General features: G+C 60.9%; 16 protein-coding genes, 6 tRNA genes and 3 rRNA genes. All 25 read right to left on the bottom strand.

Annotation, left to right across the window (positions count from 1 at the left end; all coding sequences use genetic code 11):
- Nucleotides 1-3: 3 nt before the first annotated feature.
- Nucleotides 4-642, bottom strand: a complete 639-nt coding sequence (gene rplC / locus U5L98_RS16125) for a 50S ribosomal protein L3 (RefSeq protein ID WP_151442462.1) — start codon at nt 640-642, stop codon at nt 4-6.
- Nucleotides 643-805: 163 nt separating this feature from the next.
- Nucleotides 806-1,117 carry a 30S ribosomal protein S10 gene (gene rpsJ / locus U5L98_RS16120; protein WP_021819602.1) on the bottom strand — a complete coding sequence of 104 codons (312 nt, stop codon included), beginning with the start codon at nt 1,115-1,117 and terminating at the stop codon, nt 806-808.
- 163 nt (nt 1,118-1,280) lie between these two features.
- Nucleotides 1,281-2,474 (bottom strand): elongation factor Tu, encoded by a 1,194-nt coding sequence (tuf, locus tag U5L98_RS16115; RefSeq protein WP_322559302.1) that lies wholly within the window; start codon nt 2,472-2,474, stop codon nt 1,281-1,283.
- A gap of 29 nt (nt 2,475-2,503) precedes the next feature.
- Nucleotides 2,504-4,624, bottom strand: a complete 2,121-nt coding sequence (gene fusA, locus U5L98_RS16110) for an elongation factor G (protein ID WP_322559301.1) — start codon at nt 4,622-4,624, stop codon at nt 2,504-2,506.
- A gap of 60 nt (nt 4,625-4,684) precedes the next feature.
- A complete protein-coding gene (rpsG, locus tag U5L98_RS16105) occupies nt 4,685-5,155 on the bottom strand; it encodes a 30S ribosomal protein S7 (protein WP_040183143.1) in 471 nt (156 codons plus the stop codon).
- Between the two features lie 119 nt (nt 5,156-5,274).
- Complete coding sequence (gene rpsL, locus U5L98_RS16100) at nt 5,275-5,649, bottom strand: 30S ribosomal protein S12 (protein WP_071943783.1); 375 nt, start codon at nt 5,647-5,649, stop codon at nt 5,275-5,277.
- Nucleotides 5,650-5,800: 151 nt separating this feature from the next.
- Nucleotides 5,801-10,018 carry a DNA-directed RNA polymerase subunit beta' gene (gene rpoC / locus U5L98_RS16095; RefSeq protein WP_322559300.1) on the bottom strand — a complete coding sequence of 1,406 codons (4,218 nt, stop codon included), beginning with the start codon at nt 10,016-10,018 and terminating at the stop codon, nt 5,801-5,803.
- 87 nt (nt 10,019-10,105) lie between these two features.
- A complete protein-coding gene (rpoB, locus tag U5L98_RS16090; protein WP_322559299.1) occupies nt 10,106-14,185 on the bottom strand; it encodes a DNA-directed RNA polymerase subunit beta in 4,080 nt (1,359 codons plus the stop codon).
- Between the two features lie 231 nt (nt 14,186-14,416).
- The gene (gene rplL / locus U5L98_RS16085; protein WP_151442468.1) at nt 14,417-14,788 is read right to left on the bottom strand and encodes a 50S ribosomal protein L7/L12; all 372 of its coding nucleotides are present in this window, start codon (nt 14,786-14,788) and stop codon (nt 14,417-14,419) included.
- 89 nt (nt 14,789-14,877) lie between these two features.
- A complete protein-coding gene (rplJ, locus tag U5L98_RS16080; protein WP_322559298.1) occupies nt 14,878-15,381 on the bottom strand; it encodes a 50S ribosomal protein L10 in 504 nt (167 codons plus the stop codon).
- 258 nt (nt 15,382-15,639) lie between these two features.
- Complete coding sequence (rplA, locus tag U5L98_RS16075) at nt 15,640-16,332, bottom strand: 50S ribosomal protein L1 (RefSeq protein WP_322559297.1); 693 nt, start codon at nt 16,330-16,332, stop codon at nt 15,640-15,642.
- 2 nt (nt 16,333-16,334) lie between these two features.
- Nucleotides 16,335-16,766: a 50S ribosomal protein L11 gene (gene rplK, locus U5L98_RS16070; protein WP_151442471.1), complete on the bottom strand. Its 432-nt coding sequence runs from the start codon at nt 16,764-16,766 to the stop codon at nt 16,335-16,337.
- A 91-nt stretch (nt 16,767-16,857) separates the two neighbouring features.
- Nucleotides 16,858-17,391, bottom strand: coding sequence for a transcription termination/antitermination protein NusG (gene nusG / locus U5L98_RS16065; RefSeq protein ID WP_322559296.1), 534 nt, complete (start codon nt 17,389-17,391; stop codon nt 16,858-16,860).
- 8 nt (nt 17,392-17,399) lie between these two features.
- Nucleotides 17,400-17,768, bottom strand: a complete 369-nt coding sequence (gene secE / locus U5L98_RS16060; RefSeq protein ID WP_133636922.1) for a preprotein translocase subunit SecE — start codon at nt 17,766-17,768, stop codon at nt 17,400-17,402.
- A gap of 72 nt (nt 17,769-17,840) precedes the next feature.
- Nucleotides 17,841-17,916 (bottom strand) — tRNA-Trp (locus U5L98_RS16055).
- Between the two features lie 152 nt (nt 17,917-18,068).
- A tRNA-Thr gene (locus U5L98_RS16050) sits at nt 18,069-18,143 on the bottom strand.
- A gap of 29 nt (nt 18,144-18,172) precedes the next feature.
- A tRNA-Gly gene (locus U5L98_RS16045) sits at nt 18,173-18,246 on the bottom strand.
- 49 nt (nt 18,247-18,295) lie between these two features.
- Nucleotides 18,296-18,379: transfer RNA gene (locus tag U5L98_RS16040), tRNA-Tyr, on the bottom strand.
- A 116-nt stretch (nt 18,380-18,495) separates the two neighbouring features.
- Entirely contained in the window at nt 18,496-19,335 is an 840-nt protein-coding gene (locus U5L98_RS16035) for a type III pantothenate kinase (protein ID WP_322559295.1), read from the bottom strand.
- Complete coding sequence (locus U5L98_RS16030) at nt 19,332-20,315, bottom strand: biotin--[acetyl-CoA-carboxylase] ligase (protein ID WP_322559294.1); 984 nt, start codon at nt 20,313-20,315, stop codon at nt 19,332-19,334. Before U5L98_RS16030 ends, U5L98_RS16035 begins: the two co-directional genes overlap by 4 nt.
- Before the next feature lie 327 nt (nt 20,316-20,642).
- Nucleotides 20,643-20,758, bottom strand: a 5S ribosomal RNA gene (rrf, locus tag U5L98_RS16025).
- Nucleotides 20,759-20,841: 83 nt separating this feature from the next.
- Nucleotides 20,842-23,735 (bottom strand): 23S ribosomal RNA (locus tag U5L98_RS16020).
- Nucleotides 23,736-23,994: 259 nt separating this feature from the next.
- Nucleotides 23,995-24,070, bottom strand: a tRNA-Ala gene (locus tag U5L98_RS16015).
- A gap of 103 nt (nt 24,071-24,173) precedes the next feature.
- Nucleotides 24,174-24,250 (bottom strand) — tRNA-Ile (locus U5L98_RS16010).
- Between the two features lie 68 nt (nt 24,251-24,318).
- Nucleotides 24,319-25,857, bottom strand: a 16S ribosomal RNA gene (locus tag U5L98_RS16005).
- Together the 16S, 23S and 5S rRNA genes with 2 tRNA genes alongside form the textbook arrangement of a ribosomal RNA operon.
- Nucleotides 25,858-26,181 lie beyond the last annotated feature (324 nt).

Genomic DNA, 26,181 nt, shown 5'->3' with positions numbered 1-26,181 from the left:
CCTTCAGCCTGCTTTGACGGCGCTGCGCACGATGACATCACTGCCGGTAGCACCAGGTACGGCGCCCTTGATCAGCAGCAGGTTGCGTTCGGCGTCGACACGGACGACTTCCAGGCTCTGCACGGTGCAGCGAACATTGCCCATCTGGCCGGCCATCTTCTTGCCCTTGAACACGCGGCCCGGAGTCTGACACATGCCGATGGAGCCCGGCGCGCGATGCGACAGGGAATTACCGTGGGTATTGTCCTGGGTGCGGAAATTCCAGCGCTTTACGGCGCCCTGGAAACCCTTGCCCTTGGAGGTGCCGGTCACGTCGATCATCTGACCAGCTTCAAAGAGGGATACGGTGAGCTCGCCGCCCACTTCCGGAGCCTCTGCACCTTCGGGAAGGCGGAACTCCATCAGTGAACGACCGGCCTCGACACCTGCCTTGGCGAACTGCCCGGCTTGGGCTTTCGACAGATGCTTGGCCTTGCGGGAGCCGGTTGTCACCTGAACCGCAGCGTAGCCGTCAGACTCGACAGACTTCACACGCGTCACGCGGTTGGGCTCAACCTCGATAACGGTCACGGGCACGGATGCACCGTCTTCGGTGAAGACACGGGTCATCCCGGCCTTTCTACCGACTAAACCGATAGTCATTCTCAGTCTCCTATAGTGTACGGGGCTATCACCCGCTATGGCTGCCCTTTCCAGAGCATTCCACTAGCACGTTGTATGACGCCATCCCGGCGTGGCGGCTGCTGCTTGGCGCTGCCTTCGTGTCGACAGACCAGGCGCTGGGCCGCGAGTGTCTAGTGTGGTGTCAGTCGAGCTTGATCTGCACGTCCACGCCGGCGGCGAGGTCGAGCTTCATCAGGGCATCAACGGTCTTTTCGGTGGGCTCGACGATGTCGAGCACCCGCTTGTGGGTACGAATCTCGTACTGGTCGCGCGCGTCCTTGTTGACGTGCGGAGAGATCAGCACGGTATAACGCTCGCGATTGGTCGGCAGGGGAATCGGACCACGGACCTGGGCGCCGGTACGCTTGGCGGTTTCTACGATCTCCGCGGCGGACTGGTCGATCAGGCGATGGTCGAAAGCCTTCAACCTAATGCGAATCTTCTGGTTCTGCATTTGCCCTAACTCCAATGGATTCTGACGGCGCGAGCCGTCAACCCACGCATTCAAAGGATGCGCATTATAGGCACGCCGGAGACGAGAGTCAAACACTCGCTTCCGGTGCGCAGAAAGGGGGCTCCTGATGGAGCCCCCTTGGATCGATCAAGCGGCGAAACGCTTACTTGAGGATCTTGGCCACGACGCCGGCGCCGACGGTACGACCGCCTTCACGAATGGCGAAGCGCAGGCCGTCATCCATGGCGATCGGGGCGATCAGGGTGACAACCATCTTGACGTTGTCGCCCGGCATGACCATCTCGACGCCCTCCGGCAGTTCACAAGTACCGGTGATGTCGGTGGTACGGAAGTAGAACTGCGGACGGTAGCCCTTGAAGAACGGCGTGTGACGACCACCCTCGTCCTTGGACAGCACGTACACCTCGGCCTCGAACGTGGTGTGCGGGGTGATGGTGCCCGGCTTGGCCAGGACCTGACCACGCTCGACGTCGTCACGCTTGGTGCCGCGCAGCAGGGCGCCCACGTTCTCACCGGCACGACCTTCGTCAAGCAGCTTGCGGAACATCTCGACGCCGGTCACGACGGTCTTGACGGTGTCCTTGATACCGACGATCTCGACTTCCTCGCCGGCCTTGACCACGCCACGCTCGACGCGGCCGGTAACCACGGTGCCGCGACCGGAAATGGAGAACACGTCTTCGATCGGCATCAGGAACGGCTGATCGATGGCACGCTCCGGCTCCGGAATGTACTCGTCGAGGGCCTTGATCAGGTTGGCAACGGCGGTGGTACCCATGCCGTTGTCATCCTTGCCTTCCAGGGCCATCAGGGCGGAGCCGGTGACGATCGGAGTGTCGTCACCCGGGAAATCGTACTCGTCGAGAAGTTCGCGCACTTCCATCTCGACCAGCTCGAGCAGCTCCTCGTCGTCGACCATGTCGGCCTTGTTTAGGAACACGACGATGTACGGCACGCCGACCTGACGCGACAGCAGGATATGCTCGCGGGTCTGCGGCATGGGGCCGTCGGCGGCGGAACAGACCAGGATAGCGCCATCCATCTGGGCGGCACCGGTGATCATGTTCTTGACGTAGTCGGCGTGCCCCGGGCAGTCGACGTGCGCGTAGTGACGCGTCTCTGACTGATACTCGACGTGAGAGGTCGCGATGGTGATACCGCGCTCACGCTCTTCCGGCGCATTGTCGATGGCGTCGAACTCGCTCCAGTCACCGCCGAACACTTCGGCGGAGACGCGAGTCAGAGCTGCAGTCAGCGTGGTCTTGCCATGGTCGACATGACCGATGGTGCCTACGTTGACGTGCGGTTTGGAACGTTCAAATTTTGCCTTAGCCACTGCTATAACCTCTTTACGTTAGCTAACGGTTAACCGTTCTGGTTGATGACGGCTTCAACGACGCTGGACGGCGCCTCTTCGTAATCCGCAAACTCCATCACGTAGCTTGCGCGGCCCTGGGTCTGAGAGCGCAGATCGGTTGCGTAACCGAACATCTCAGCCAGAGGGACCGTGGCGCGAATGACCTTGCCCATGGAGGAGTCTTCCATGCCCTGGACAAGGCCACGACGGCGGTTCAGGTCGCCCATGACGTCGCCCATGAAATCCTCGGGGGTGACGACTTCGACCTTCATCACCGGCTCGAGGAGCACGGCCTTCGCCTTCTTGGCACCTTCCTTGACCGCCATGGAAGAGGCAACCTTGAACGCGGTCTCGTTCGAGTCCACGTCATGGTAGGAACCGTCGAACAGCGTGACCTTGACGTCAATCATCGGGTAGCCCGCGATGACACCGTTCTGCAGCTGCTCGTAGGCCCCTTTCTCGACGGCCGGCACGTATTCCTTGGGAACCACGCCGCCAACGATCTCCGAGGCGAACTTGAAGTGCATGTCCTCGTCTTCGCCCTTGTCCTCTGCGGTGAGCGGCTCGATGCGCAGGTGCACATGACCGTACTGGCCGCGACCGCCGGACTGGCGAACGAACTTGCCTTCCTGCTCGACCTTGGCGCGAATGGTCTCGCGATAGGCCACCTGCGGCTTGCCGATATTGGCCTCGACCTTGAACTCGCGACGCATGCGGTCGACGAGGATGTCGAGGTGAAGCTCACCCATGCCGGAGATGATCGTCTGCCCCGTCTCCTCATCGGTGCGCACCTGGAAGGAGGGATCTTCCTGGGCCAGCTTGCCAAGCGCCACGCCCATCTTTTCCTGGTCGGCCTTGGACTTCGGCTCCACGGCCACGGAGATCACCGGATCCGGAAACTCCATGCGCTCCAGCACGATCTTGTCGTTCAGGTCGCACAGGGTATCACCCGTGGTGACATCCTTCAGGCCGATACAGGCGGCGATGTCGCCCGCCAGCACTTCCTTGATCTCCTCGCGGGAGTTGGCGTGCATCTGAACGATACGGCCGACACGCTCCTTCTTCTCCTTCACGGAGTTGTAGATGCTGTCGCCCGACTTCAGCACGCCCGAATAGACGCGAATGAAGGTCAGGGTGCCGACGAAGGGGTCGGTGGCAATCTTGAAGGCCAGCGCGGAGAAGGGCGCCTTGTCGTCGGCCTCACGGGTGGCGATGGTGCCATCCTTGTCGTCCAGCTCACCTTCGATGGCCTTCACCTCGGTGGGTGACGGCATGTACTCGATGACGCAGTCCAATACGGCCTGAACGCCTTTGTTCTTGAACGCGGAGCCGCAGGTGACCAGCACGATCTCGTTGTCCAGGGTACGACGACGCAAGCCGGCCTTGATCTCTTCGACCGAGAGCTCACCCTCCTCGAGGTACTTGTCCATCAGCTCCTCGGAGGCTTCGGCGGCTGCCTCAACCATCTCCTCGCGGAACTTCTCGGCGGTCTCCTGGAGCTCAGCAGGGATATCGACCAGCTCGTAGTTCATACCGAAGTTGGCCTCATCCCACAGGATGGCCTTCATCTGGATGAGGTCGATGATGCCCTTGAACTCTTCCTCGGTGCCCCAGTTGATCTGGATCGGCACGGCGTTGGCGCCGAGACGCGACTTGAGCTGGTCGACCACCATGAAGAAGTCGGCGCCGGTACGGTCCATCTTGTTGACGAACACCATGCGCGGAACTTCGTACTTGTTGGCCTGGCGCCAGACGGTCTCCGTCTGGGGCTGGACACCGGACGAGCCGCACAGCACCACGACGGCACCATCGAGCACGCGCAAGGAACGCTCCACCTCGATGGTGAAGTCGACGTGCCCCGGGGTGTCGATGATGTTGATGCGGTGCTCATCGAACTGCTTGTCCATGCCCTGCCAGAAGCAGGTGGTCGCCGCGGAGGTAATGGTGATGCCACGCTCCTGTTCCTGCTCCATCCAGTCCATGGTGGCGGCACCATCATGAACCTCGCCGACCTTGTGAGACAGGCCGGTGTAGAACAGGACACGCTCGGTCGTGGTGGTCTTGCCGGCGTCTACGTGCGCAACGATGCCGATGTTGCGGTAGCGCTTTAGCGGAGTCTTGCGAGCCACGTTGGAACTCCCCGTTGGTTGGCGATGCGTAGCACAGTGCTACGCTCAGAAGCGGTGCACTTAGAAGCGATAGTGAGAGAAGGCCTTGTTGGCTTCTGCCATGCGATGCACGTCTTCCCGCTTCTTGACGGCCGAGCCCTTACCTTCAGCAGCATCGAGCATCTCGCCGGCGAGGCGCAGCACCATGGTCTTCTCGCCACGACGACGGGCCGCATCAACCAGCCAGCGCATGGCCAGCGCATGACGGCGCGAGGGGCGAACTTCCACGGGCACCTGATAAGTCGCACCGCCGACACGGCGGGACTTGACCTCGACCATGGGCTGGATGGCTTCCAGCGCCTTGTCGAAGATCTCCAGCGGCTCTTCCTTGCTACGCTCGGCAACCCTGTCCAGCGCACCATAGACAATACGCTCAGCTACGGACTTCTTGCCGCCGATCATCAGGTGATTCATGAACTTCGCCAGGCGCTCGCTTCCGAACTTGGGATCCGGCAGGATCTCGCGCTTGGCCGCAACTCTTCTTCTAGGCATGATAAGCCCTCATTAAAGGATCCTTCAGGTAAACCCGAGACTCCTGCCAGTGGCAGCGCTCGACCTTACTCTTATCAGACCGTGGTCAAAATGGTGTAGCTGCTGCGCTCCGAGGCCGGTCAGACCTTGGGACGCTTGGTGCCGTACTTGGAACGGCCCTGCTTGCGGTTCTGCACGCCGGAGGTGTCCAGGGCGCCACGCACGGTGTGATAGCGCACGCCGGGAAGGTCCTTGACGCGGCCGCCGCGGATCAGGACCACAGAGTGCTCCTGAAGGTTGTGGCCTTCACCGCCGATATACGAGGAGACCTCGTAGCCGTTGGTCAGACGAACGCGGCACACCTTGCGCAGTGCAGAGTTCGGCTTCTTCGGGGTGGTGGTATAGACGCGGGTGCAGACGCCGCGCTTCTGCGGGCAGGCCTGCAGCGCAGGCACGTCGCTCTTGGCGGCCTGGCGCTTACGCGGCTTGCGCACGAGCTGATTGATCGTTGCCATGGTGTGTAGCTGACTCCAATGGGTTGCCTTGCCTTGGTCAACGGGTGCGGGCGTACCCGCCCCACTGTTAAAGGCTGCGCATTCTAATGGCTGACACGACACGTCGTCAAGCACTGCGCCTCGGGGGAGGCGCAGTGCTAGGACACGCGCGTCAGATCTCGTCGTCGTCCGAGTCCAGCGCAGTGAGCTGGGCGCCCAACTCCTGCTCGACATCGTAGGCCGACGGGTGGAGCAGCCGCTCGGCGTCTTCACGCTTACGGCGACGCTCCGCGTGGTGGGTCAGACCGGTGCCGGCCGGGATCAGGCGTCCCACCACTACGTTCTCTTTCAGGCCACGCAGATAGTCGCGCTTGCCGGTTACCGCCGCTTCGGTCAATACCCGCGTGGTCTCCTGGAAGGAGGCCGCGGAGATGAACGACTCGGTGGCCAGGCTGGCCTTGGTGATCCCCAGCAGCAACCGCTGGTACTTGGCCGGGAACTTATCCTCTTTCTCCAGCCGCGCGTTCTGCTCGAGCACGCGGACCAGTTCGGCCTGATCGCCGGTGATGAAGTCGCTGTCACCGGCATCGGTGATCTCCACCTTGCGCAGCATCTGACGCACGATCACCTCGATGTGCTTGTCGTTGATGCCCACGCCCTGCAGGCGGTAGACGTCCTGCACCTCGGTGGTGATGTACTTGGCCAACTCTGAGATGCCCAGAAGCCGCAGGATATCGTGCGGATTGCTCGGTCCGTCTGAGATCACTTCACCCTTCTCGACTGACTCGCCCTCGAAGACGGCAATCTGACGCCACTTCGGGATCAGCATCTCGAAGGGATCACCATCTTCCGGGGTGATGGTCAGGCGCCGCTTGCCCTTGGTCTCCTTGCCGAAGCTGATCACGCCACTGACCTCGGCGAGGATGGATGGCTCTTTCGGCTTGCGCGCCTCGAACAGGTCGGCGACGCGCGGCAGGCCGCCGGTGATGTCCTTGTTGCCGGTGGCTTCCACCGGAATACGCGCCACCACCTCGCCGACACCGATGTACGAGCCATTGTCGACGGTGATGATCGCCTTGCCGGGCAGCGGATATTGCACCGGTGTGTCGGAGCCGGAGACGGTGACCGGATTGCCGGCTTCGTCGGTCAACATGACCAACGGTCGCTTGTCGCGCCCGGCCATGGGGCGCGCCGCCGACTCGATCACCTCAATGGAGGAGAGACCGGTCATCTCGTCGACGCTGCGGTGCATGGTAACGCCCTCGTCGAGGTCGCTGTACTGCACCTGCCCTTCGCCCTCGGCAATGATCGGGTGGGTGTGCGGGTCCCACTTGGCAACGGCCTGGCCGGCCTCGACGCTGTCGCCGTCGCGCACGTCCAGCTCCGCCCCGTAGGGCAGCTTGTAGTATTCGCGCTCGCGGCCGTGATCGTCAGCCACGGCCAGGGCACTGGAGCGAGACACCACCACCAGCTTGCCATCGCTGCGCTCAACGTACTTGATGTTGTGCAGGCGCACCTTGCCGCCGTGCTTGACCTGAACGCTGTCCACCGCGGAGGCCCGGGAGGCCGCGCCACCGATGTGGAAGGTCCGCATGGTCAGCTGGGTGCCTGGCTCGCCGATCGACTGGGCGGCGATGACGCCCACGGACTCGCCGATGTTGACCTGGTGACCGCGTGCCAGATCGCGGCCATAACAGGACGAGCAGACGCCGTGGGGCGTCTGGCAGGAGATGGTAGAGCGCACCACGATCTCGTCGACGCCCATGGTGTCGAGCTCGGCACACCACTTCTCGTCGAGCAGGGTACCGCGCGGGATCAGCACGTCGTCGCTGGCCGGGTCGATGACGTCCTGGGCAACCACACGACCCAGCACGCGCTGGGCCAGGGAGACGATGATATCGCCGCCCTCGATAACGGGGTGCAACGTCAAGCCGCGCTCGGTGCCGCAATCCGGCTCGGTGATCACCATATCCTGGGCCACATCGACCAGGCGACGTGTCAGGTAACCGGAGTTGGCCGTCTTGAGTGCCGTATCCGCCAGACCCTTGCGTGCCCCGTGGGTCGAGATGAAGTACTGGAGAACATTGAGGCCCTCGCGGAAGTTGGCCACGATCGGGGTCTCGATGATCGAGCCGTCCGGCTTAGCCATCAGCCCGCGCATGCCCGCCAGCTGGCGGATCTGGGCGGCACTACCCCGGGCACCGGAGTCGGCCATGATGAAGACGCTGTTGAAGGAGTCCTGCTCGACCTCCTTGCCTTCGCGGTTCACCACGGTCTCCTTGGAGATCCCGGCCATCATCGCCTTGGCCACCTGATCGTTGGCCCGGGCCCAGATGTCGATGACCTTGTTGTACTTCTCGCCGGCGGTGACGAGACCGGAGGAGAACTGGTCCTCGATCTCTTTAACCTCGTCCTCGGCAGCGTCGACGATCTCGGCCTTGGCGTCCGGGATGACGAAGTCGTTGACGCCGATGGAGGCGCCGGACCAGGTAGCCAGACGGAAGCCCGTGTACATCAGCTGGTCGGCGAAGATCACCGTCGGCTTGAGACCGGCGCGACGATAGACCTCGTTGATCAGCTTCGAGATGGCCTTCTTCTTCATCGGCTGGTCGACCAGCTCGAAGGGCACGCCCTCCGGCAGGATACGGAACAGCAGCGCGCGGCCTACGGTGGTGTTATAGATCCGGCGATGATGGCTCTTCTCGCCGGTTTCCTCGTCGATGTCCATCTCGTCGAGGCGCACCTTGACGCGGGCATGCATCGACACGCTCTGGGTGCCGAAGGCGCGCTCAACCTCGTCAAGGCCGGAGAACACCATGCCCTCGCCCTTGTCGTTGATGCGCTCACGGGTCATGTAGTAAAGACCCAGCACCACGTCCTGAGACGGTACGATGATCGGCTCGCCGTTGGCCGGTGACAGCACGTTGTTGGTGGCCATCATCAGCGCACGGGCCTCGAGCTGTGCTTCCAGGGTCAGCGGCACGTGAACCGCCATCTGGTCACCGTCGAAGTCAGCGTTGTAGGCGGCGCATACCAGGGGGTGCAGCTGGATCGCCTTGCCCTCGATCAGCAGCGGCTCGAAGGCCTGGATGCCGAGGCGGTGCAGGGTCGGAGCGCGGTTGAGCAGTACCGGGTGCTCGCGGATGACGTCGGCAAGGATATCCCACACCTCCGCCGTCTCACGCTCGACCATCTTCTTGGCGGCCTTGATGGTGGAGGCGTAGCCAAGGCTCTGCAGCTTGGAGTAGATGAACGGCTTGAACAGCTCCAGCGCCATCTTCTTCGGCAGGCCACACTGGTGCAGGCGCAGGGTCGGGCCCACGGTGATCACCGAACGGCCGGAGTAGTCGACGCGCTTGCCCAGCAGGTTCTGGCGGAAGCGACCCTGCTTGCCCTTGATCATGTCGGCCAATGACTTCAGCGGACGCTTGTTGGACCCGGTGATGGCCCGGCCGCGGCGACCGTTGTCGAGCAGAGCATCCACCGACTCCTGCAGCATGCGCTTCTCGTTGCGCACGATGATGTCCGGCGCATTGAGGTCGAGCAGCCGCTTGAGTCGATTGTTGCGGTTGATCACGCGACGGTAGAGGTCGTTCAGATCCGAGGTCGCGAAGCGGCCACCGTCCAGCGGTACCAGCGGGCGCAGGTCCGGCGGCAGCACCGGCAACACTTCCATGACCATCCACGCCGGATCATTGCCGGAACCCTGGAAGGCCTCCAGCAGCTTGAGCCGCTTGGAAAGCTTCTTGATCTTGGTCTCGGAGTTGGTCTGCGGGATCTCCTCGCGCAGGCGGTCAATCTCCTCGCCCAGATCGATGTCCTTGAGCAGCGCCTGAACGGCCTCAGCGCCCATGCGGGCATCGAAGTCGTCACCGAACTCCTCGAGGGCCTCGAAATACTGCTCGTCGTTGAGTAGCTGGCCACGCTCGAGGGTGGTCATGCCCGGATCGATGACCATGAAGCTCTCGAAGTAGAGCACACGCTCGATATCACGCAGGGTCATGTCCAGGAACATGCCGATGCGCGACGGCAGCGACTTGAGGAACCAGATGTGGGCGACCGGGCTTGCCAGCTCGATGTGGCCCATGCGCTCGCGGCGCACCGCCGCCTTGGTGACCTCGACGCCACACTTCTCGCAGATGATGCCGCGGTGCTTCATGCGCTTGTACTTGCCGCACAGGCACTCGTAATCCTTTACCGGGCCGAAGATCTTGGCACAGAACAGGCCATCACGCTCCGGCTTGAAGGTGCGGTAGTTGATGGTCTCCGGCTTCTTGACCTCGCCGAAGGACCAGGAACGAATCATGTCCGGCGACGCCAGCGTGATCTTGATCGCATCGAACTCTTCGGACTGAGACTGCGATTTGAGGACTTTCACCAAATCTTTCATGGGGTCGGCTCCGTTGCGGAGTTGTCATGGGCGGGGGCGTTGCCACCCCCGCGGACCGTCATTCTGTGAAGCGCAGGCGGTGCAGCCTCAGCTTTCCAGTTCGATATCGATGCCAAGCGAGCGGATTTCCTTCACCAGCACGTTGAAGGATTCCGGCATGCCCGCCTGCATGGAGTGATCGCCGTCCACGATGCTCTTGTACATCTTGGTGCGCCCCTCCACGTCGTCGGACTTGACGGTGAGCATCTCCTGGAGGGTGTAGGCTGCGCCATAGGCTTCCAGGGCCCAGACCTCCATCTCGCCGAAGCGCTGACCACCGAACTGCGCCTTGCCGCCCAGCGGCTGCTGGGTCACCAGGGAGTAGGAGCCGGTGGAGCGCGCGTGCATCTTGTCATCCACCAGGTGGTTGAGCTTGAGCATGTACATGTAACCCACGGTCACGGAGCGATCGAAGGCATCGCCGGTGCGACCGTCATAGAGCGTCATCTGGCCCGAATCCGGCAAGTCGGCCAGTCGCAGCAGGTGCTTGATCTCGTTCTCCTGGGCGCCGTCGAACACCGGTGTTGACATGGGTACGCCGCCCTTGAGGTTCTTCGCCAGCGCGATGACCTCCTCATCGGAAAGCGAGTCGATATCTTCGACGTGGGTCCCCAGGGTGCTGTTGTAGACCTGCCCCAGGAAGTCGCGGATCTCGGCCACCTGTTGCTCGCGGGCATCGCGAAGCAACCCCTCGATCTTGACCCCGAGGCCGCGCGCCGCCATGCCCAGGTGGGTCTCGAGGATCTGGCCCACGTTCATCCGCGAGGGCACGCCCAACGGGTTGAGCACCACATCGATGGGCTCGCCATTGTCATCGAAAGGCATGTCTTCGATCGGCATGATCGCCGAGATGACACCCTTGTTGCCGTGACGGCCGGCCATCTTGTCGCCCGGCTGGAGGCGACGCTTGATCGCCAGATAGACCTTGACGATTTTCAGGACGCCCGGTGCCAGGTCGTCGCCCTGAGTGAGCTTGCGCTTCTTGTCCTCGAAGCGCTCGTCCATTTCCTTGCGACGGTTCTCCAGTTGCTCGTCGGCCTGGGCCAGCAGCTCGTTGAGCGTCTCGTCATGCAGGCGCAGCTTGAACCACTGCTGACGCGGCAGCTCCTCGAGGTAGCTGTCGGAAAGCAAATCGCCCTTCTTCAGCTTGGGGCCACCGTTGACGACCTGGCCGGAGAGAGTTCGCTTGAGACGCTCGAAGGTGGCGTCCTCGGCGATGCGGTAGGTTTCCTGGAGATCCTTTCGCACCTCGTCGAGCTGCATCTGCTCGATGGAGAGCGCCCGGGAGTCCTTCTCCACGCCGTCGCGGGTGAAAACCTGTACGTCGATGACGGTACCGGTCATGCCGGTCGGAGCGCGCAGCGAGGTGTCCTTCACGTCGGACGCCTTCTCGCCGAAGATCGCCCGCAGCAGCTTCTCTTCCGGCGTCAGCTGGGTCTCGCCCTTGGGCGTCACCTTGCCCACCAGGATGTCGCCGGCACCAACCTCGGCACCGATATAGACCACCCCGGCCTCGTCCAGCTTACCCAGCGCCGACTCGCCAACGTTAGGAATGTCGGAGGTGATCTCCTCCGAGCCCAGCTTGGTATCACGGGAGACGCAGGTCAGCTCCTGGATATGAATGGTGGTGAAACGATCTTCCTGGACCGTCCGCTCCGAGAGCAGGATGGAGTCCTCGAAGTTGTAGCCGTTCCAGGGCATGAAGGCGATGCGCATGTTCTGGCCCAGCGCCAGATCACCCATGTCGACGGAGGGTCCGTCGGCCAGGATATCACCGCGACGCACCTGGTCACCCGGGCGCACGATCGGCCGCTGGTTCATGCAGGTGTTCTGGTTGGAACGCAGGTACTTGGTCAGGTTGTAGATATCGACGCCGGCTTCACCGCCGATGATCTCGTCCTCGCTGACCCGCACCACGATGCGCTTGGCATCGACCGAGTCGATCACCCCGCCACGGCGAGCCACCTCGCAGACGCCGGAATCGCGCGCCACGAAGCGCTCCATGCCGGTACCCACCAACGGCTTGTCGGCACGCAGGGTCGGCACGGCCTGACGCTGCATGTTCGCACCCATCAGAGCGCGGTTGGCATCGTCGTGCTCGAGGAAGGGGATCAGCGCGGCGGCCACGGAGACCACCTGGCGCGGAGACACGTCCATCAGCGTGACCTGCTCGGGACGCATGAACGTCGTCTCGCCACGGTGGCGCACCTGCACCAGATCGTCGACCAGCTTGTTCGACTCGTCCACGGTGGCAGAGGCCTGAGCGATAACGAAGTCACCCTCCTCGATGGCCGAGAGGTGGACCACGTCGTCGGTCACCTGGCCGTCCACGACCTTGCGATACGGTGTCTCGAGGAAACCGTAGCTGTTGGTGTGGCTGTAGGTGGCCAGGGAGTTGATCAGGCCGATGTTGGGGCCTTCCGGCGTCTCGATCGGACACAGGCGGCCGTAGTGGGTGGCGTGGACGTCGCGCACCTCGAAGCCGGCCCGCTCACGGGTCAGGCCGCCCGGACCGAGCGCGGAGACACGACGCTTGTGGGTGACCTCGGAGAGCGGGTTGTTCTGGTCCATGAACTGCGAGAGCTGGCTGGAACCGAAGAACTCCTTGACCGCTGCCGCCACCGGCTTGGCGTTGATCAGGTCCTGAGGCATCAGGCCTTCGCTCTCGGCCATGGAGAGGCGCTCCTTGACCGCGCGCTCGACGCGCACCAGGCCCACGCGGAACTGGTTCTCGGCCATCTCGCCGACGCAGCGGATGCGGCGGTTGCCCAGGTGGTCGATATCGTCGACATCACCGAAGCCGTTGCGGATCGCGATCATCTCGCGCAGCACATCGAGGATGTCCTGCTGGTCGAGGACGCCGGAGCCGGTGTCGCTGTCGCGACGCAGGCGGCGATTGAACTTCATGCGACCGACGCCCGACAGGTCGTAGCGATCCTCGCTGAAGAACAGATTGTTGAACAGCGTCTCGGCGGCCTCCTTGGTGGGCGGCTCGCCGGGACGCATCATGCGGTAGATCTCGACCAGCGCCTCGAGACGGGACCCGGTGGTATCCAGCTTGAGGGTGTCGGAGATGAAGGGGCCACAGTCGAGATCGTTGGTGTAGAGCGTCTCGAGGGTGGTGATGCCCGCCTGGCCAATCTTCTCTAGCAGCTCGGGAGTGACCTCGGTATTGCAGGGGCAGATCAGCTCGCCGGTGTTCGGGTCGACCTGATCCTTGGCCAGGGTCTTGCCGAACAGGTAGTCCATCGGCACGTCGAGGCGCTCGAGACCGGCCTTTTCCAGCTGGCGGATGTGCTTCTGGGTGATCCGGCGACCTTCCTCGACGATGACGTTACCGTCGCCGTCCTTGATGTCGAAGGTGGCGGTCTCGCCGCGCAGGCGCGACGGCACCAGCTCCACCGAGAAGCCGGACTTCTCGACGTGGAAGGTACTGAGCTCGAAGAACTCATCGAGGATCTCCTCGGCACTCATGCCCAGGGCACGCAGCAGTACCGTAGCCGGCAGCTTACGGCGACGGTCGATGCGCACGAAGACGCTGTCCTTGGGATCGAACTCGAAGTCGAGCCAGGAGCCGCGATAGGGAATAACCCGGGCAGAATAGAGCAGCTTGCCCGAGGAGTGGCTCTTGCCCTTGTCGTGGTCGAAGAATACGCCGGGCGAGCGGTGCAGCTGGGAAACGATGACGCGCTCGGTACCATTGATGACGAAGGTACCGTTCTCGGTCATCAGGGGGATTTCCCCCATGTAGACTTCCTGCTCCTTGATATCCTTGATCGCCTTGTTGGACGAATCCTTGTCGTAGATGATCAGGCGGACCTTGACGCGCAGGGGAGCCGAATAGGTGACGCCACGCAGTTGGCACTCCTTGACGTCGAAGGCCGGAGTACCGAAACGGTAGCTGACATACTCCAGGGCAGCGTTGCCGGAGAAGCTCGCGATCGGGAAGACCGACTTGAAGGCGGCGTGCAGGCCGATTTCCAGACGTTCTTCGGGTGAGCGATCCTGCTGGAGAAACTCGTAGTAGGAATCAAGCTGGATGGCCAGCAGGTAGGGCACATCCATCACTTGGGGCAGTTTGCCAAAATCCTTGCGGATGCGTTTTTTCTCAGTGTATGAGTAAGCCATCTGTATTCCCCAGCTTGTTCACCATGGGTGACCGATGCGTGTCGGCGCCACCCGACGGATGCGGCTCCGTCAGGCGCTGACGGCAAGCCTCCACCAGGAAGCTCGCCGTCGAAATTCGGCTAGCGGTTGCCCAAGGGCGACCGACTAGTGACAACAGAAAAAGGCCGGCAGCGGGTGTCCCGCCACCAGCCGTGGAAGCTTACGCAGCGCGTGAAGCCATGGGCACAAGGGTTACTTGAGCTCCACACTCGCGCCGGCGTCTTCCAGCTTTTTCTTTGCTTCTTCGGCGTCGTCCTTGGACAGGCCTTCCTTGATAGTCGCCGGTGCACCGTCGACGGCACCCTTGGCTTCCTTGAGTCCCAGGCCGGTGATCTCGCGGACCGCCTTGATCACGTTGACCTTCTTGTCGCCAGCGCCGGTCAGCACGACGTCGAACTCGGTCTGCTCTTCCTCGACAGCGGCTTCACCGCCACCCGGGCCGGCCACGACAGCGGCGGCAGCAGAGACACCGAACTTCTCTTCCATGGCCTCGATCAGCTCGGCCACTTCCATGACGGACATGTCGGCGACGGCGTTGATAATGTCTTCTTTGGTCAGTGCCATTGTCTAAATTCCTAACTTTGCGGGAGCCTCGGCATCGCGATGGCTCGGGATTCAATGTTCGATTCGGGCTGAGCGCAAGAGTTCGCCGGTCAGGCGGCCTCTTCCTGCTTCTGGTCACGCAGCGCAGCGAGGGTACGGACCAGCTTGCCGGCAGAAGCTTCCTTCATGACGGACATCAGCTTGGCGATCGCCTCATCGTAGGTCGGCAGGTTAGCCAAACGGTCGATGTCGGCAGCCGGGATCAGCTCACCTTCGTAGGCCAGCGCCTTGACCTCAAACTCCTTCTGACTCTTGCCAAACTCCTTGAACAGACGGGCGGCAGCGCCCGGGTGCTCGTAGGAAAAGGCCAGCATGGTCGGACCGGAGAAGGTCTCGTCCAGAATCTCCCAGGGAGTTCCAGACAGGGCGCGGCGTGCCAGGGTGTTGCGGACAACACGGATCTGCACGCCATTCTCGCGGGCCTGCTTGCGCAGGTCGGTCATCGCGCTAACCGCGACGCCGCGAGAGTCGGCAACTACGACGGAGAGAGCATCCTTGGCCGCTTCACTGACCTCGGCAACGATTGCCTTCTTGCCTTCGAGTGCTAGTGGCACAGTGATCACTCCTTCGTGCCGGAACCTCGCGAGAGGATTCCGGTGGTTACCATCTCTCCCGACCGGAGGTCGGGAGTCCTAGGTGATGGTGCTCACCAGATATCTGGCGGCTACACCATCTGCGCAGGCCTTCCCGGGGGAAGATTAAGCCACGCTCGCAAGAGGCGCGGCGCCTGCGGTCTTTGACGATGCCCCGCCGGCGAGATAGCCCGGCACGGGGACCGCAAAGTTCTTGCAATCGTCTCGATCGCCGCCCGATCAGGCCAGGGCGGAATGATCGATGGTCAACCCAGGGCCCATGGTGCTGGACAGGGTGACCTTCTTGAGATAAATACCCTTGGACGTGCTCGGCTTGAGCTTTTTCAGGTCGGCGACCAGAGCCTCCAGGTTGCCCTGGATGGCAGTGGCATCGAAATCGACCTTGCCAAGAGTGGTATGGATGATGCCGTTCTTGTCGGTACGGAAGCGAACCTGGCCGGCCTTGGCGTTCTTGACGGCAGTCGCCACGTCAGGGGTCACGGTACCGACCTTGGGGTTCGGCATCAGGCCGCGAGGACCGAGGATCTGACCCAGCTGGCCGACGACACGCATGGCGTCGGGCGAGGCGATGACCACGTCGAAATCCAGCTGGCCCTTCTTGACCTGCTCGGCCAAGTCGTCCATGCCGACGATATCGGCACCGGCTTCCTTGGCGGCGTCGACGTTGGCACCCTGGGTGAAGACCGCGACACGCACATCCTTGCCGGTACCGTTGGGCATGACAGTGGCACCACGCACGACCTGGTCGGATTTCCGCGGATCGACGCCCAGATTGACGGCGACGTCCAGAGATTCCTTGAAATTGACGGTAGACAGCTCAGAAAGCAGAGCCACGGCCTCGTCAAGAGAGTAGGTCCGGTTGGCGTCGACCTTCTCGCGAATCTGCTGTGCGCGCTTGGTAAGCTTGGCCATGATCAGAGACCCTCCACGTTCAGGCCCATGCTGCGGGCACTACCGGCAATGGTACGCACCGCTGCGTCGAGATCGGCAGCCGTCAGATCCGGCTCCTTGGTCTGAGCGATTTCTTCGAGCTGCTCGCGGGTTACGGTGCCGACCTTGGTCTTGTTCGGCTCGCCGGAGCCAGACTTGATGCCGGCCGCCTTCTTCAGCAGGACCGCGGCAGGCGGGGTCTTGGTGATGAAGGTAAAGCTGCGGTCGGAATAGACGGTAATGACCACGGGGGTCGGCAGACCCGGCTCGATGTCCTGAGTCGCGGCATTGAACGACTTGCAGAACTCCATGATATTGACACCGTGCTGACCCAGCGCGGGGCCCACGGGGGGACTCGGATTGGCCTTGCCAGCTGCCACCTGCAGCTTGATGTAAGCCTGTACTTTCTTGGCCATGTTGGACTCCAGTTGGGTAGTAGCGCCTTGCGGCTCCCCGGGTTACGCAGCCACCCTCGGGTGGCTGCCATGAAACAGTCGGGTCGAAAGGTTATTCCTTCTCGACCTGAGCAAACTCCAGCTCGACGGGCGTAGAGCGGCCGAAGATCAGCACGCTGACCTGCACTCGGCTCTTGTCATAGTTGACCTCCTCGACGACCCCGTTGAAGTCGGCAAAAGGACCATCGACAACACGTACCGATTGGCCTGGCTCGAACAGCGTCTTGGGCTTCGGCTTGTCGGTGCCATCCTTGACCCGGCTGAGGATGGCATCTGCCTCCTTGCGGGTAATCGGGGCCGGCTTCTCCTTGGTGCCGCCGATGAAACCCATGACACGCGGCGTCTCGTTCACCAGGTGCCAGGTCTCGTCATCCATCTCCATCTCGACCAGCACATAGCCGGGATAGAACTTGCGCTCGCTCTTGCGACGCTTGCCGTCACGCACCTCGACGACTTCTTCGGTCGGCACCAGGATTTCGCCGAAGCGATCCTCCATGCCATACATCTTCACGCGCTCGATGAGCGAGCGCATGACATGCTTCTCGAAGCCGGAGTAGGCGTGGACGACATACCAACGCTTGGACATGAAAACTCCTAACCGATGACGCCGGACATCGCCCAGCCAAGGAGGGTGTCGATCAGCCAGAGCATCAACCCGACCACCAGTACTGCCACCAGCACGATGGCAGTGGTCTGCACGGTCTCGGGCCGAGTCGGCCAGACAACACGCTGAATTTCCTTCTTCGCACTCCTGGCGAGTTCGACCAGATCACGACCCTTGGTCGTCGTCAGCGCCACCAGCGCCGCCGCTACACTGAGCACGACGACACCGAGCACACGATAGAGAAGCGCCTGGTCGGCGAAATAGGTATTGCCGACTACGGCAAGGACCAGCAGAGTGACGACAACCGCCCACTTGAGCCCGTCGTGGCGCGACTCCTGCACCTCGGCGTTATGCTTCATGAAAACGAGACTCCTCAGGGTGCGGCAATCGAAACATTAAAGTATATGAGATATCGCCAGCCTGGGGAAGACTGGCAGGCCAGGAGGGAATCGAACCCCCAACCTGCGGTTTTGGAGACCGCTGCTCTGCCAATTGAGCTACTGGCCTGTATCTGCTTATGCGACCGCCCTTTGCAGGCGACCTGTACGACAGCGGGCGCAATGATAGCGAACTCCGCTTTTATTGGCAACCCCTACCCCGCATGACTTCTATACGGAACAGAAAGAGAAAAAGCGAGCCTTAGCTCGCCTTCTCGATATTGGAGCTCATGGACGGATTTGAACCGTCGACCTCACCCTTACCAAGGGTGTGCTCTACCCCTGAGCTACATGAGCGCAATTTTGCGGCATCATATCCTGGTGCCTGGAGCGGGCAGCGGGGATCGAACCCGCATCATCAGCTTGGAAGGCTGAGGTTCTACCATTGAACTATGCCCGCCGACCCACTCTTGCTTGCTATCACTCGATACATCGGGTGCAGCTGAACCTGGTGGAGGGGGAAGGATTCGAACCTTCGAAGCTTTCGCGGCAGATTTACAGTCTGCTCCCTTTGGCCACTCGGGAACCCCTCCAACTGGCGGTATATTCTACCGCTTCTCATTCCGGTGTCAAGTACCTGTTTTCTTTGGCTCTTGATCGGGAGCAACGGATTTTACTTCCGCATCTCTCCGGAACGCGGCGCATTGTGTCAAAGCAGCATCGAGAATGCAAGCGCGGCCCGTATCTTTTCCAGGGCCACCGGGGCAGGCACTCGAGGCGCTCCGGACATGCGTCCCGACCGCTCGGCTGCGGTCAACGGGAAGCAGGCCTCCAGACCCCCGTAAACCATATCCGGCCAGATCGTATGGGGTACCTGGATGCCCCGAGATACTACCCGGGCGTCACCACCGGTCAACATCATCGGCAGCGCTACGCCATGCTGGTCACACACCTCGCTGTAGATGCGATTTACTGCGCTCACCGCCGCCATATAGATGCCGTGATTGACCGCCTCGACGGTACGCCTTCCAGGCTCCAGCAGCTCTTCGGCCTCGCTGTCTGGATCGATGGCCACATTGCGAGTGCCGAGCTTTAAGCTTTCCTTCATCAGTCGCAACCCGGGCAGGATATACCCCCCCAGGTGGCGACCGCCAGGTAACACGAAGTCGACAGTGATGGCGCTTCCGCAGTCCACGGCACAGCAGCCACCGGCCAGCTGGTAGCCCGCCAAGGCCCCCATCCAGCGATCGACCCCAAGCTTACCGGGCTCCTCGTAGCCGTTGGTAACCCCCAGGGCTTCGGCCGTCGAGCGCGCCACGTGGACGGTACCGACGCGGCGGCGCAACAGCCCCACCGTCTCCTCCAGCACCGCCTTGCGCGCGACGCTGGAGATGCGCACCGCCTCGACCACGTCTAGGTCTGGGATATCCGCCCCCGGGCGCCACTCCTCCCGGGTCCAGACCGCACCGCGAGAGCGAATCTCACTGCTGTCAGCATCCTTTAGGCGCCATTTAGACAGGGTATTACCGATATCGAGGTCCAGGATCATGCGCGACTCCGCACGCTGATCTCGCCACCGGCAAGTCTCACCGGACGCCCCTGCTGATGCACCCAGAGATTCCCACCATCGTCCACATCCCCGGCAATCGCCGGCTCACTGGCTCCCCGCTGCAGGACCTCCACCTCGCAGCCAGAGTAGGCATGTCGGGCATTCCAGTCGTTACGCCAAGCAGAAAAGCCCTGCCGCTCGAAATCCGCCAGCAGGGGAAGCAGCTCGTCCAGCAGCTCGATGGCCAATGCATTGCGAGAGAGTCCCGGCGCCTGATCATGAACCGCCGCGACGGCCTGATCGATACCCTCACGGAATGTCGCCGGTAGGTCAACATTGATGCCCATCCCCACCACCACCTCACAAGGGCCCGCGGCATCACCGCTGATTTCCACCAGAATGCCCGCCAGCTTGCCGAGCGTCCCGTCCTCGGCCTCCAACAACACATCATTGGGCCACTTGAGGCGAGGTCTGACGCCATGCCGTTCGAGCACCCTGGCGAGGGCCACACCCAGTGCCAGGCTCAACCCCTCAAGGGACGTTACTCCCGCCTCGACTCGCCAGCCGATCGAGAGCATGAGGGTACGTCCCCAAGGAGTCACCCAAGGGCGTCCTCGGCGTCCGCGCCCTTCACTCTGCTGTTCCACCAGGCAGACCTCCCCGTGCCCCGCCTCCTGCGAGAAACGCTCCCGCAGGTAGGCGTTGCTGGACGGCAGGCTCTCCTCGACGAACAGTCGCGTCAGATGAGGACGCGCTTCTGGTGAAAGGCCGGCCACGATGGCACTACCATCCAGCAGCTCCAGGCGCTCGACCAGACGATACCCCTGACCCTTCACCGCTTCCATGGAGATGCCCAGGGTCTCCAGCTTGCGCAACTGCTTCCACACGGCGGCCCGCGACACACCCAGCCGTTCGCCCAGCTGCTCGCCAGAGTGGAACTCGCCATCACTTAACAGGCGAATCAGGTCACCGATGGTCATGCTCATGCCCCTGACGGGAAATGTGACATTCTAGCGGATGCGGCCAGCTCCCGGGAACGCCACCGACGAAAGTCCCAGTGCTGAAAGAAAGTCGCTGCCGTGCGCGATGAAACCGGGATCCTGAAGCACAAGCATCATCGCGTTTTCGCGTGAGGAAGCGAAGTACCAAATAAAAAACCCCGAGCTCTGGTGAACTCGGGGTTTTTTCGGGATAGGTGCCTGACGATGGCTGCGCCGGGCGTCCGGGGGGCGGCGCTCCGCTATTCTCCATGGGGAGACCCCCGGAACGACAAAACCCCGACCAATGGCCGGGGTTTCTGAATAAATGCCTGACGATGACCTACTCTCGCATGGGGAGACCCCACACTACCATCGGCGCTGAGCGGTTTCACTGCTGAGTTCGGCAAGGGATCAGGTGGTTCCCGCACGCTATGGTCGTCAGGCGAAAAGCGGTGAATCATGCTGAGCTGATACGTTTCGTCGTATCCGGCTGTCGGTCGCCATCGGCAGACCGCTTGGGTGTTATATGGTCAAGCCTCACGGGCCATTAGTACCGGTTAGCTCAACGCCTTGCAGCGCTTCCACACCCGGCCTATCAACCAGCTGGTCTCGCTGGGCCCTTCAGGAGGCTCAAGGCCTCAGGGATGTCTCATCTTGAAGGGGGCTTCCCGCTTAGATGCTTTCAGCGGTTATCCCGTCCGCACATAGCTACCCGGCAATGCCACTGGCGTGACAACCGGAACACCAGAGGTGCGTCCACTCCGGTCCTCTCGTACTAGGAGCAGCCCTTCTCAAACATCCAACGCCCACGGCAGATAGGGACCGAACTGTCTCACGACGTTCTAAACCCAGCTCGCGTACCACTTTAAATGGCGAACAGCCATACCCTTGGGACCGACTTCAGCCCCAGGATGTGATGAGCCGACATCGAGGTGCCAAACACCGCCGTCGATGTGAACTCTTGGGCGGTATCAGCCTGTTATCCCCGGAGTACCTTTTATCCGTTGAGCGATGGCCCTTCCATACAGAACCACCGGATCACTAGAACCTACTTTCGTACCTGCTCGACGTGTCTGTCTCGCAGTTAAGCACCCTTATGCTCTTGCACTCAATGCACGATTTCCAACCGTGCTGAGGGTACCTTCGTGCTCCTCCGTTACGCTTTGGGAGGAGACCGCCCCAGTCAAACTACCCACCACACACTGTCCTCGATCCGGATAACGGACCTGAGTGAGAACGCCAATGATGCCAGGCTGGTATTTCAAGGATGGCTCCACCGCAACTGGCGTCACGGGTTCAAAGCCTCCCAGCTATCCTACACAGGCAACATCAGCGTCCAGTGTGAAGCTATAGTAAAGGTTCACGGGGTCTTTCCGTCTAGCCGCGGGTACACCGCATCTTCACGGCGATTTCAATTTCACTGAGTCTCGGGTGGAGACAGCGTGGCCATCATTACGCCATTCGTGCAGGTCGGAACTTACCCGACAAGGAATTTCGCTACCTTAGGACCGTTATAGTTACGGCCGCCGTTTACCGGGGCTTCGATCAAGAGCTTCGCCTTGCGGCTAACACCATCACTTAACCTTCCGGCACCGGGCAGGCGTCACACCCTATACGTCCGCTTGCGCGTTAGCAGAGTGCTGTGTTTTTAATAAACAGTTGCAGCCACCTGGTATCTTCGACCGGTTCAGGCTCGAGGCGCGAGGCCCGTCACCCTACGCCGGCGTGCCTTCTCCCGAAGTTACGGCACCATTTTGCCTAGTTCCTTCACCCGAGTTCTCTCAAGCGCCTGGGTATTCTCTACCTGACCACCTGTGTCGGTTTGGGGTACGGTCCCACTGTATCTGAAGCTTAGAGGCTTTTCCTGGAAGCGTGGCATCGATGACTTCCAGACCGTGGTGCTGTTCGTCTCGTCTCTCGGCCTTGGGGAACCGGATTTGCCTGAATCCCCAGCCTACTGACTTTCACCAGGACTACCAACGCCTGGCTCACCTAGCCTTCTTCGTCCCCCCATCGCAATACAGTGAGGTACGGGAATATTGACCCGTTTCCCATCGACTACGCCTTTCGGCCTCGCCTTAGGGGCCGACTCACTCTGCTCCGATTAGCGTCGAACAGAAACCCTTGGTCTTCCGGCGGGGGCGTTTTTCACGCCCCTTGTCGTTACTCATGTCAGCATTCGCACTCGTGATACCTCCAGCAGACCTCTCGATCCACCTTCATCGGCGTACACGACGCTCCTCTACCGCTCATCCAGAGGATGAACCCGTAGCTTCGGTACCTGGTTTGAGCCCCGTTACATCTTCCGCGCAGGCCGACTCGACTAGTGAGCTATTACGCTTTCTTTAAAGGATGGCTGCTTCTAAGCCAACCTCCTAGCTGTCTGAGCCTTCCCACATCGTTTCCCACTTAACCAGGATTTCGGGACCTTAGCTGACGGTCTGGGTTGTTTCCCTTTTCACAACGGACGTTAGCACCCGCTGTGTGTCTCCCACGCGTCACTCACCGGTATTCGGAGTTTGCCTCGGGTTGGTAAGTCGGGATGACCCCCTAGCCGAAACAGTGCTCTACCCCCGGCGGTGCTACGTGAGGCGCTACCTAAATAGCTTTCGAGGAGAACCAGCTATCTCCGAGCTTGATTAGCCTTTCACTCCGATCCACAAGTCATCCAAATCTTTTTCAACAGATCCTGGTTCGGGCCTCCAATTGATGTTACTCAACCTTCACCCTGCTCATGGATAGATCGCTCGGTTTCGGGTCTATATCCAGCGACTGGTCGCCCAGTTAAGACTCGCTTTCGCTACGGCTCCCCTATTCGGTTAACCTCGCCACGGAATATAAGTCGCTGACCCATTATACAAAAGGTACGCGGTCACATGACAAGTGCATGCTCCGACTGCTTGTACGCATACGGTTTCAGGATCTATTTCACTCCCCTCTCCGGGGTTCTTTTCGCCTTTCCCTCACGGTACTGGTTCACTATCGGTCAGCCAGGAGTATTTAGCCTTGGAGGATGGTCCCCCCGTCTTCAGTCAAGGTTTCTCGTGCCCCGACCTACTCGATTTCACGTGATCAGATTTTCGGCTACGGGGCTATCACCCGCTATGGCCGGCCTTCCCAGGCCATTCGCCTAATCAGTCACACGCTTAAGGGCTGGTCCCCGTTCGCTCGCCGCTACTGGGGGAATCTCGGTTGATTTCTTTTCCTCGGGGTACTGAGATGTTTCAGTTCCCCCGGTTCGCCTCCTGACACCTATGGATTCAGTGCAGGATACCCACGTTACCGTGGGTGGGTTTCCCCATTCAGACATGCCCGGGTCACAGGTTGTTTGCCACCTCGCCGAGCCTTATCGCAGGCTTCCACGTCTTTCATCGCCTCTGGCTGCCTAGGCATCCACCGTATGCGCTTCATCGCTTGACCATATAACCCCAAGAGGTCTGGTCCGCGATGACGATCGACAATTGCCGGATACGCTTGAAACGTATCTCGTGTCTCTTCCTCTCGGAAGAAACTTGTCAGCATGATTCACATTGTTAAAGAGCAGACTGTTCGAAGCTGAACAGCGTACAGCTGTGACGATGACTGTGACTGCAGACTCGATCAGGTCGTGGACTGTTGGATGGTGGAGCCTAGCGGGCGGTGCGACGATTCGCTCGATTCGCTGACCTCCTGCCATAAATGGTGGAGCCTAGCGGGATCGAACCGCTGACCTCCTGCGTGCAAGGCAGGCGCTCTCCCAGCTGAGCTAAGGCCCCTTCTCAACACATCTGGAATTATGGTCGAGCCAAGGCGCTTGATCGACCGCTGATAGCCTGCGTGCAAGGCAGGCGTAACGCAGCTGAGCTATGGCCCCAAATTTGGTGGGTCTGGGCAGACTTGAACTGCCGACCTCACCCTTATCAGGGGTGCGCTCTAACCAACTGAGCTACAGACCCAAACAGTCTTTGCTCGTTCGATCAGGTAATTCATTGTGGACACTTGCCGGGTGCGATGACGGGTCGTTTAAGGAGGTGATCCAGCCGCAGGTTCCCCTACGGCTACCTTGTTACGACTTCACCCCAGTCATGAACCACACCGTGGTGATCGCTCTCCCGAAGGTTAAGCTAACCACTTCTGGTGCAGTCCACTCCCATGGTGTGACGGGCGGTGTGTACAAGGCCCGGGAACGTATTCACCGTGACATTCTGATTCACGATTACTAGCGATTCCGACTTCACGGAGTCGAGTTGCAGACTCCGATCCGGACTGAGACCGGCTTTTCGGGATTCGCTCCACCTCGCGGCTTCGCATCCCTTTGTACCGGCCATTGTAGCACGTGTGTAGCCCTACCCGTAAGGGCCATGATGACTTGACGTCGTCCCCACCTTCCTCCGGTTTGTCACCGGCAGTCTCCCTAGAGTTCCCGGCATTACCCGCTGGCAAATAAGGACAAGGGTTGCGCTCGTTACGGGACTTAACCCAACATTTCACAACACGAGCTGACGACAGCCATGCAGCACCTGTCTTGCAGTTCCCGAAGGCACACCAGAATCTCTTCCGGCTTCTGCAGATGTCAAGGGTAGGTAAGGTTCTTCGCGTTGCATCGAATTAAACCACATGCTCCACCGCTTGTGCGGGCCCCCGTCAATTCATTTGAGTTTTAACCTTGCGGCCGTACTCCCCAGGCGGTCGACTTATCGCGTTAACTGCGCCACAAAGGTCTCTAGGACCCCAACGGCTAGTCGACATCGTTTACGGCGTGGACTACCAGGGTATCTAATCCTGTTTGCTACCCACGCTTTCGCACCTCAGCGTCAGTGTCAGTCCAGAAGGCCGCCTTCGCCACTGGTATTCCTCCCGATCTCTACGCATTTCACCGCTACACCGGGAATTCTACCTTCCTCTCCTGCACTCTAGCCTGACAGTTCCGGATGCCGTTCCCAGGTTGAGCCCGGGGCTTTCACAACCGGCTTATCAAGCCGCCTACGCGCGCTTTACGCCCAGTAATTCCGATTAACGCTTGCACCCTCCGTATTACCGCGGCTGCTGGCACGGAGTTAGCCGGTGCTTCTTCTGTGAGTGATGTCCTTCCTCAGGGGTATTGGCCCCAAGGCGTTCTTCCTCACTGAAAGTGCTTTACAACCCGAAAGCCTTCTTCACACACGCGGCATGGCTGGATCAGGGTTGCCCCCATTGTCCAATATTCCCCACTGCTGCCTCCCGTAGGAGTTCGGGCCGTGTCTCAGTCCCGATGTGGCTGATCATCCTCTCAGACCAGCTACGGATCGTCGCCTTGGTGAGCCATTACCTCACCAACTAGCTAATCCGACATAGGCTCATCCGATAGCGCAAGGTCCGAAGATCCCCTGCTTTCTCCCGTAGGACGTATGCGGTATTAGCCTGGGTTTCCCCAGGTTATCCCCCACTACCGGGCAGATTCCTATGCATTACTCACCCGTCCGCCGCTCGACGCCTGGAGCAAGCTCCATCGTTTCCGCTCGACTTGCATGTGTTAGGCCTGCCGCCAGCGTTCAATCTGAGCCATGATCAAACTCTTCAGTTTAAAATCATACAGTGCCTTAAGAGCACCAAACTTGGCTCAAGGGTCAAACGTTCTCAATTAGGATCCGAAGATCCTTGACGAGTCGCTTGCCTTGAATGTTTCAGTGACTGGTCACCGACATCCCGACAAGCGCCCACATGAATTACCTGATCGATTGTTAAAGAGCGTCTCCGGGCTCTTATGAAGCGCGGAGCTCTCGCTGTTGCCGTCGTGCTCGGCCGCATCAATGGACGCGGCGGCCTCGTCGGCGCCCTGCGAGGAAGGCGTATTCTACGTGATCGGCTGTCGGTGTCAACCCTGTGAGCGTTCCGAAGAACGGTTCCA

Source organism: Halomonas sp. (assembly GCF_034520545.1).
GTDB lineage: Bacteria > Pseudomonadota > Gammaproteobacteria > Pseudomonadales > Halomonadaceae > Halomonas.
This window is presented reverse-complemented; position numbering and strand designations above follow the sequence as displayed.

Coding starts and splice junctions, on each gene's coding strand:
- rplC (WP_151442462.1), bottom strand. CDS start 642: ATGACTATCGGTTTAGTCGGTAGAAAGGCCGGGATGACCCGTGTCTTC.
- rpsJ (WP_021819602.1), bottom strand. CDS start 1,117: ATGCAGAACCAGAAGATTCGCATTAGGTTGAAGGCTTTCGACCATCGC.
- rpsG (WP_040183143.1), bottom strand. CDS start 5,155: ATGCCTAGAAGAAGAGTTGCGGCCAAGCGCGAGATCCTGCCGGATCCC.
- rpsL (WP_071943783.1), bottom strand. CDS start 5,649: ATGGCAACGATCAATCAGCTCGTGCGCAAGCCGCGTAAGCGCCAGGCC.
- rpoC (WP_322559300.1), bottom strand. CDS start 10,018: ATGAAAGATTTGGTGAAAGTCCTCAAATCGCAGTCTCAGTCCGAAGAG.
- rpoB (WP_322559299.1), bottom strand. CDS start 14,185: ATGGCTTACTCATACACTGAGAAAAAACGCATCCGCAAGGATTTTGGC.
- rplL (WP_151442468.1), bottom strand. CDS start 14,788: ATGGCACTGACCAAAGAAGACATTATCAACGCCGTCGCCGACATGTCC.
- rplA (WP_322559297.1), bottom strand. CDS start 16,332: ATGGCCAAGCTTACCAAGCGCGCACAGCAGATTCGCGAGAAGGTCGAC.
- rplK (WP_151442471.1), bottom strand. CDS start 16,766: ATGGCCAAGAAAGTACAGGCTTACATCAAGCTGCAGGTGGCAGCTGGC.
- nusG (WP_322559296.1), bottom strand. CDS start 17,391: ATGTCCAAGCGTTGGTATGTCGTCCACGCCTACTCCGGCTTCGAGAAG.
- secE (WP_133636922.1), bottom strand. CDS start 17,768: ATGAAGCATAACGCCGAGGTGCAGGAGTCGCGCCACGACGGGCTCAAG.
- U5L98_RS16035 (WP_322559295.1), bottom strand. CDS start 19,335: ATGATCCTGGACCTCGATATCGGTAATACCCTGTCTAAATGGCGCCTA.
- U5L98_RS16030 (WP_322559294.1), bottom strand. CDS start 20,315: ATGACCATCGGTGACCTGATTCGCCTGTTAAGTGATGGCGAGTTCCAC.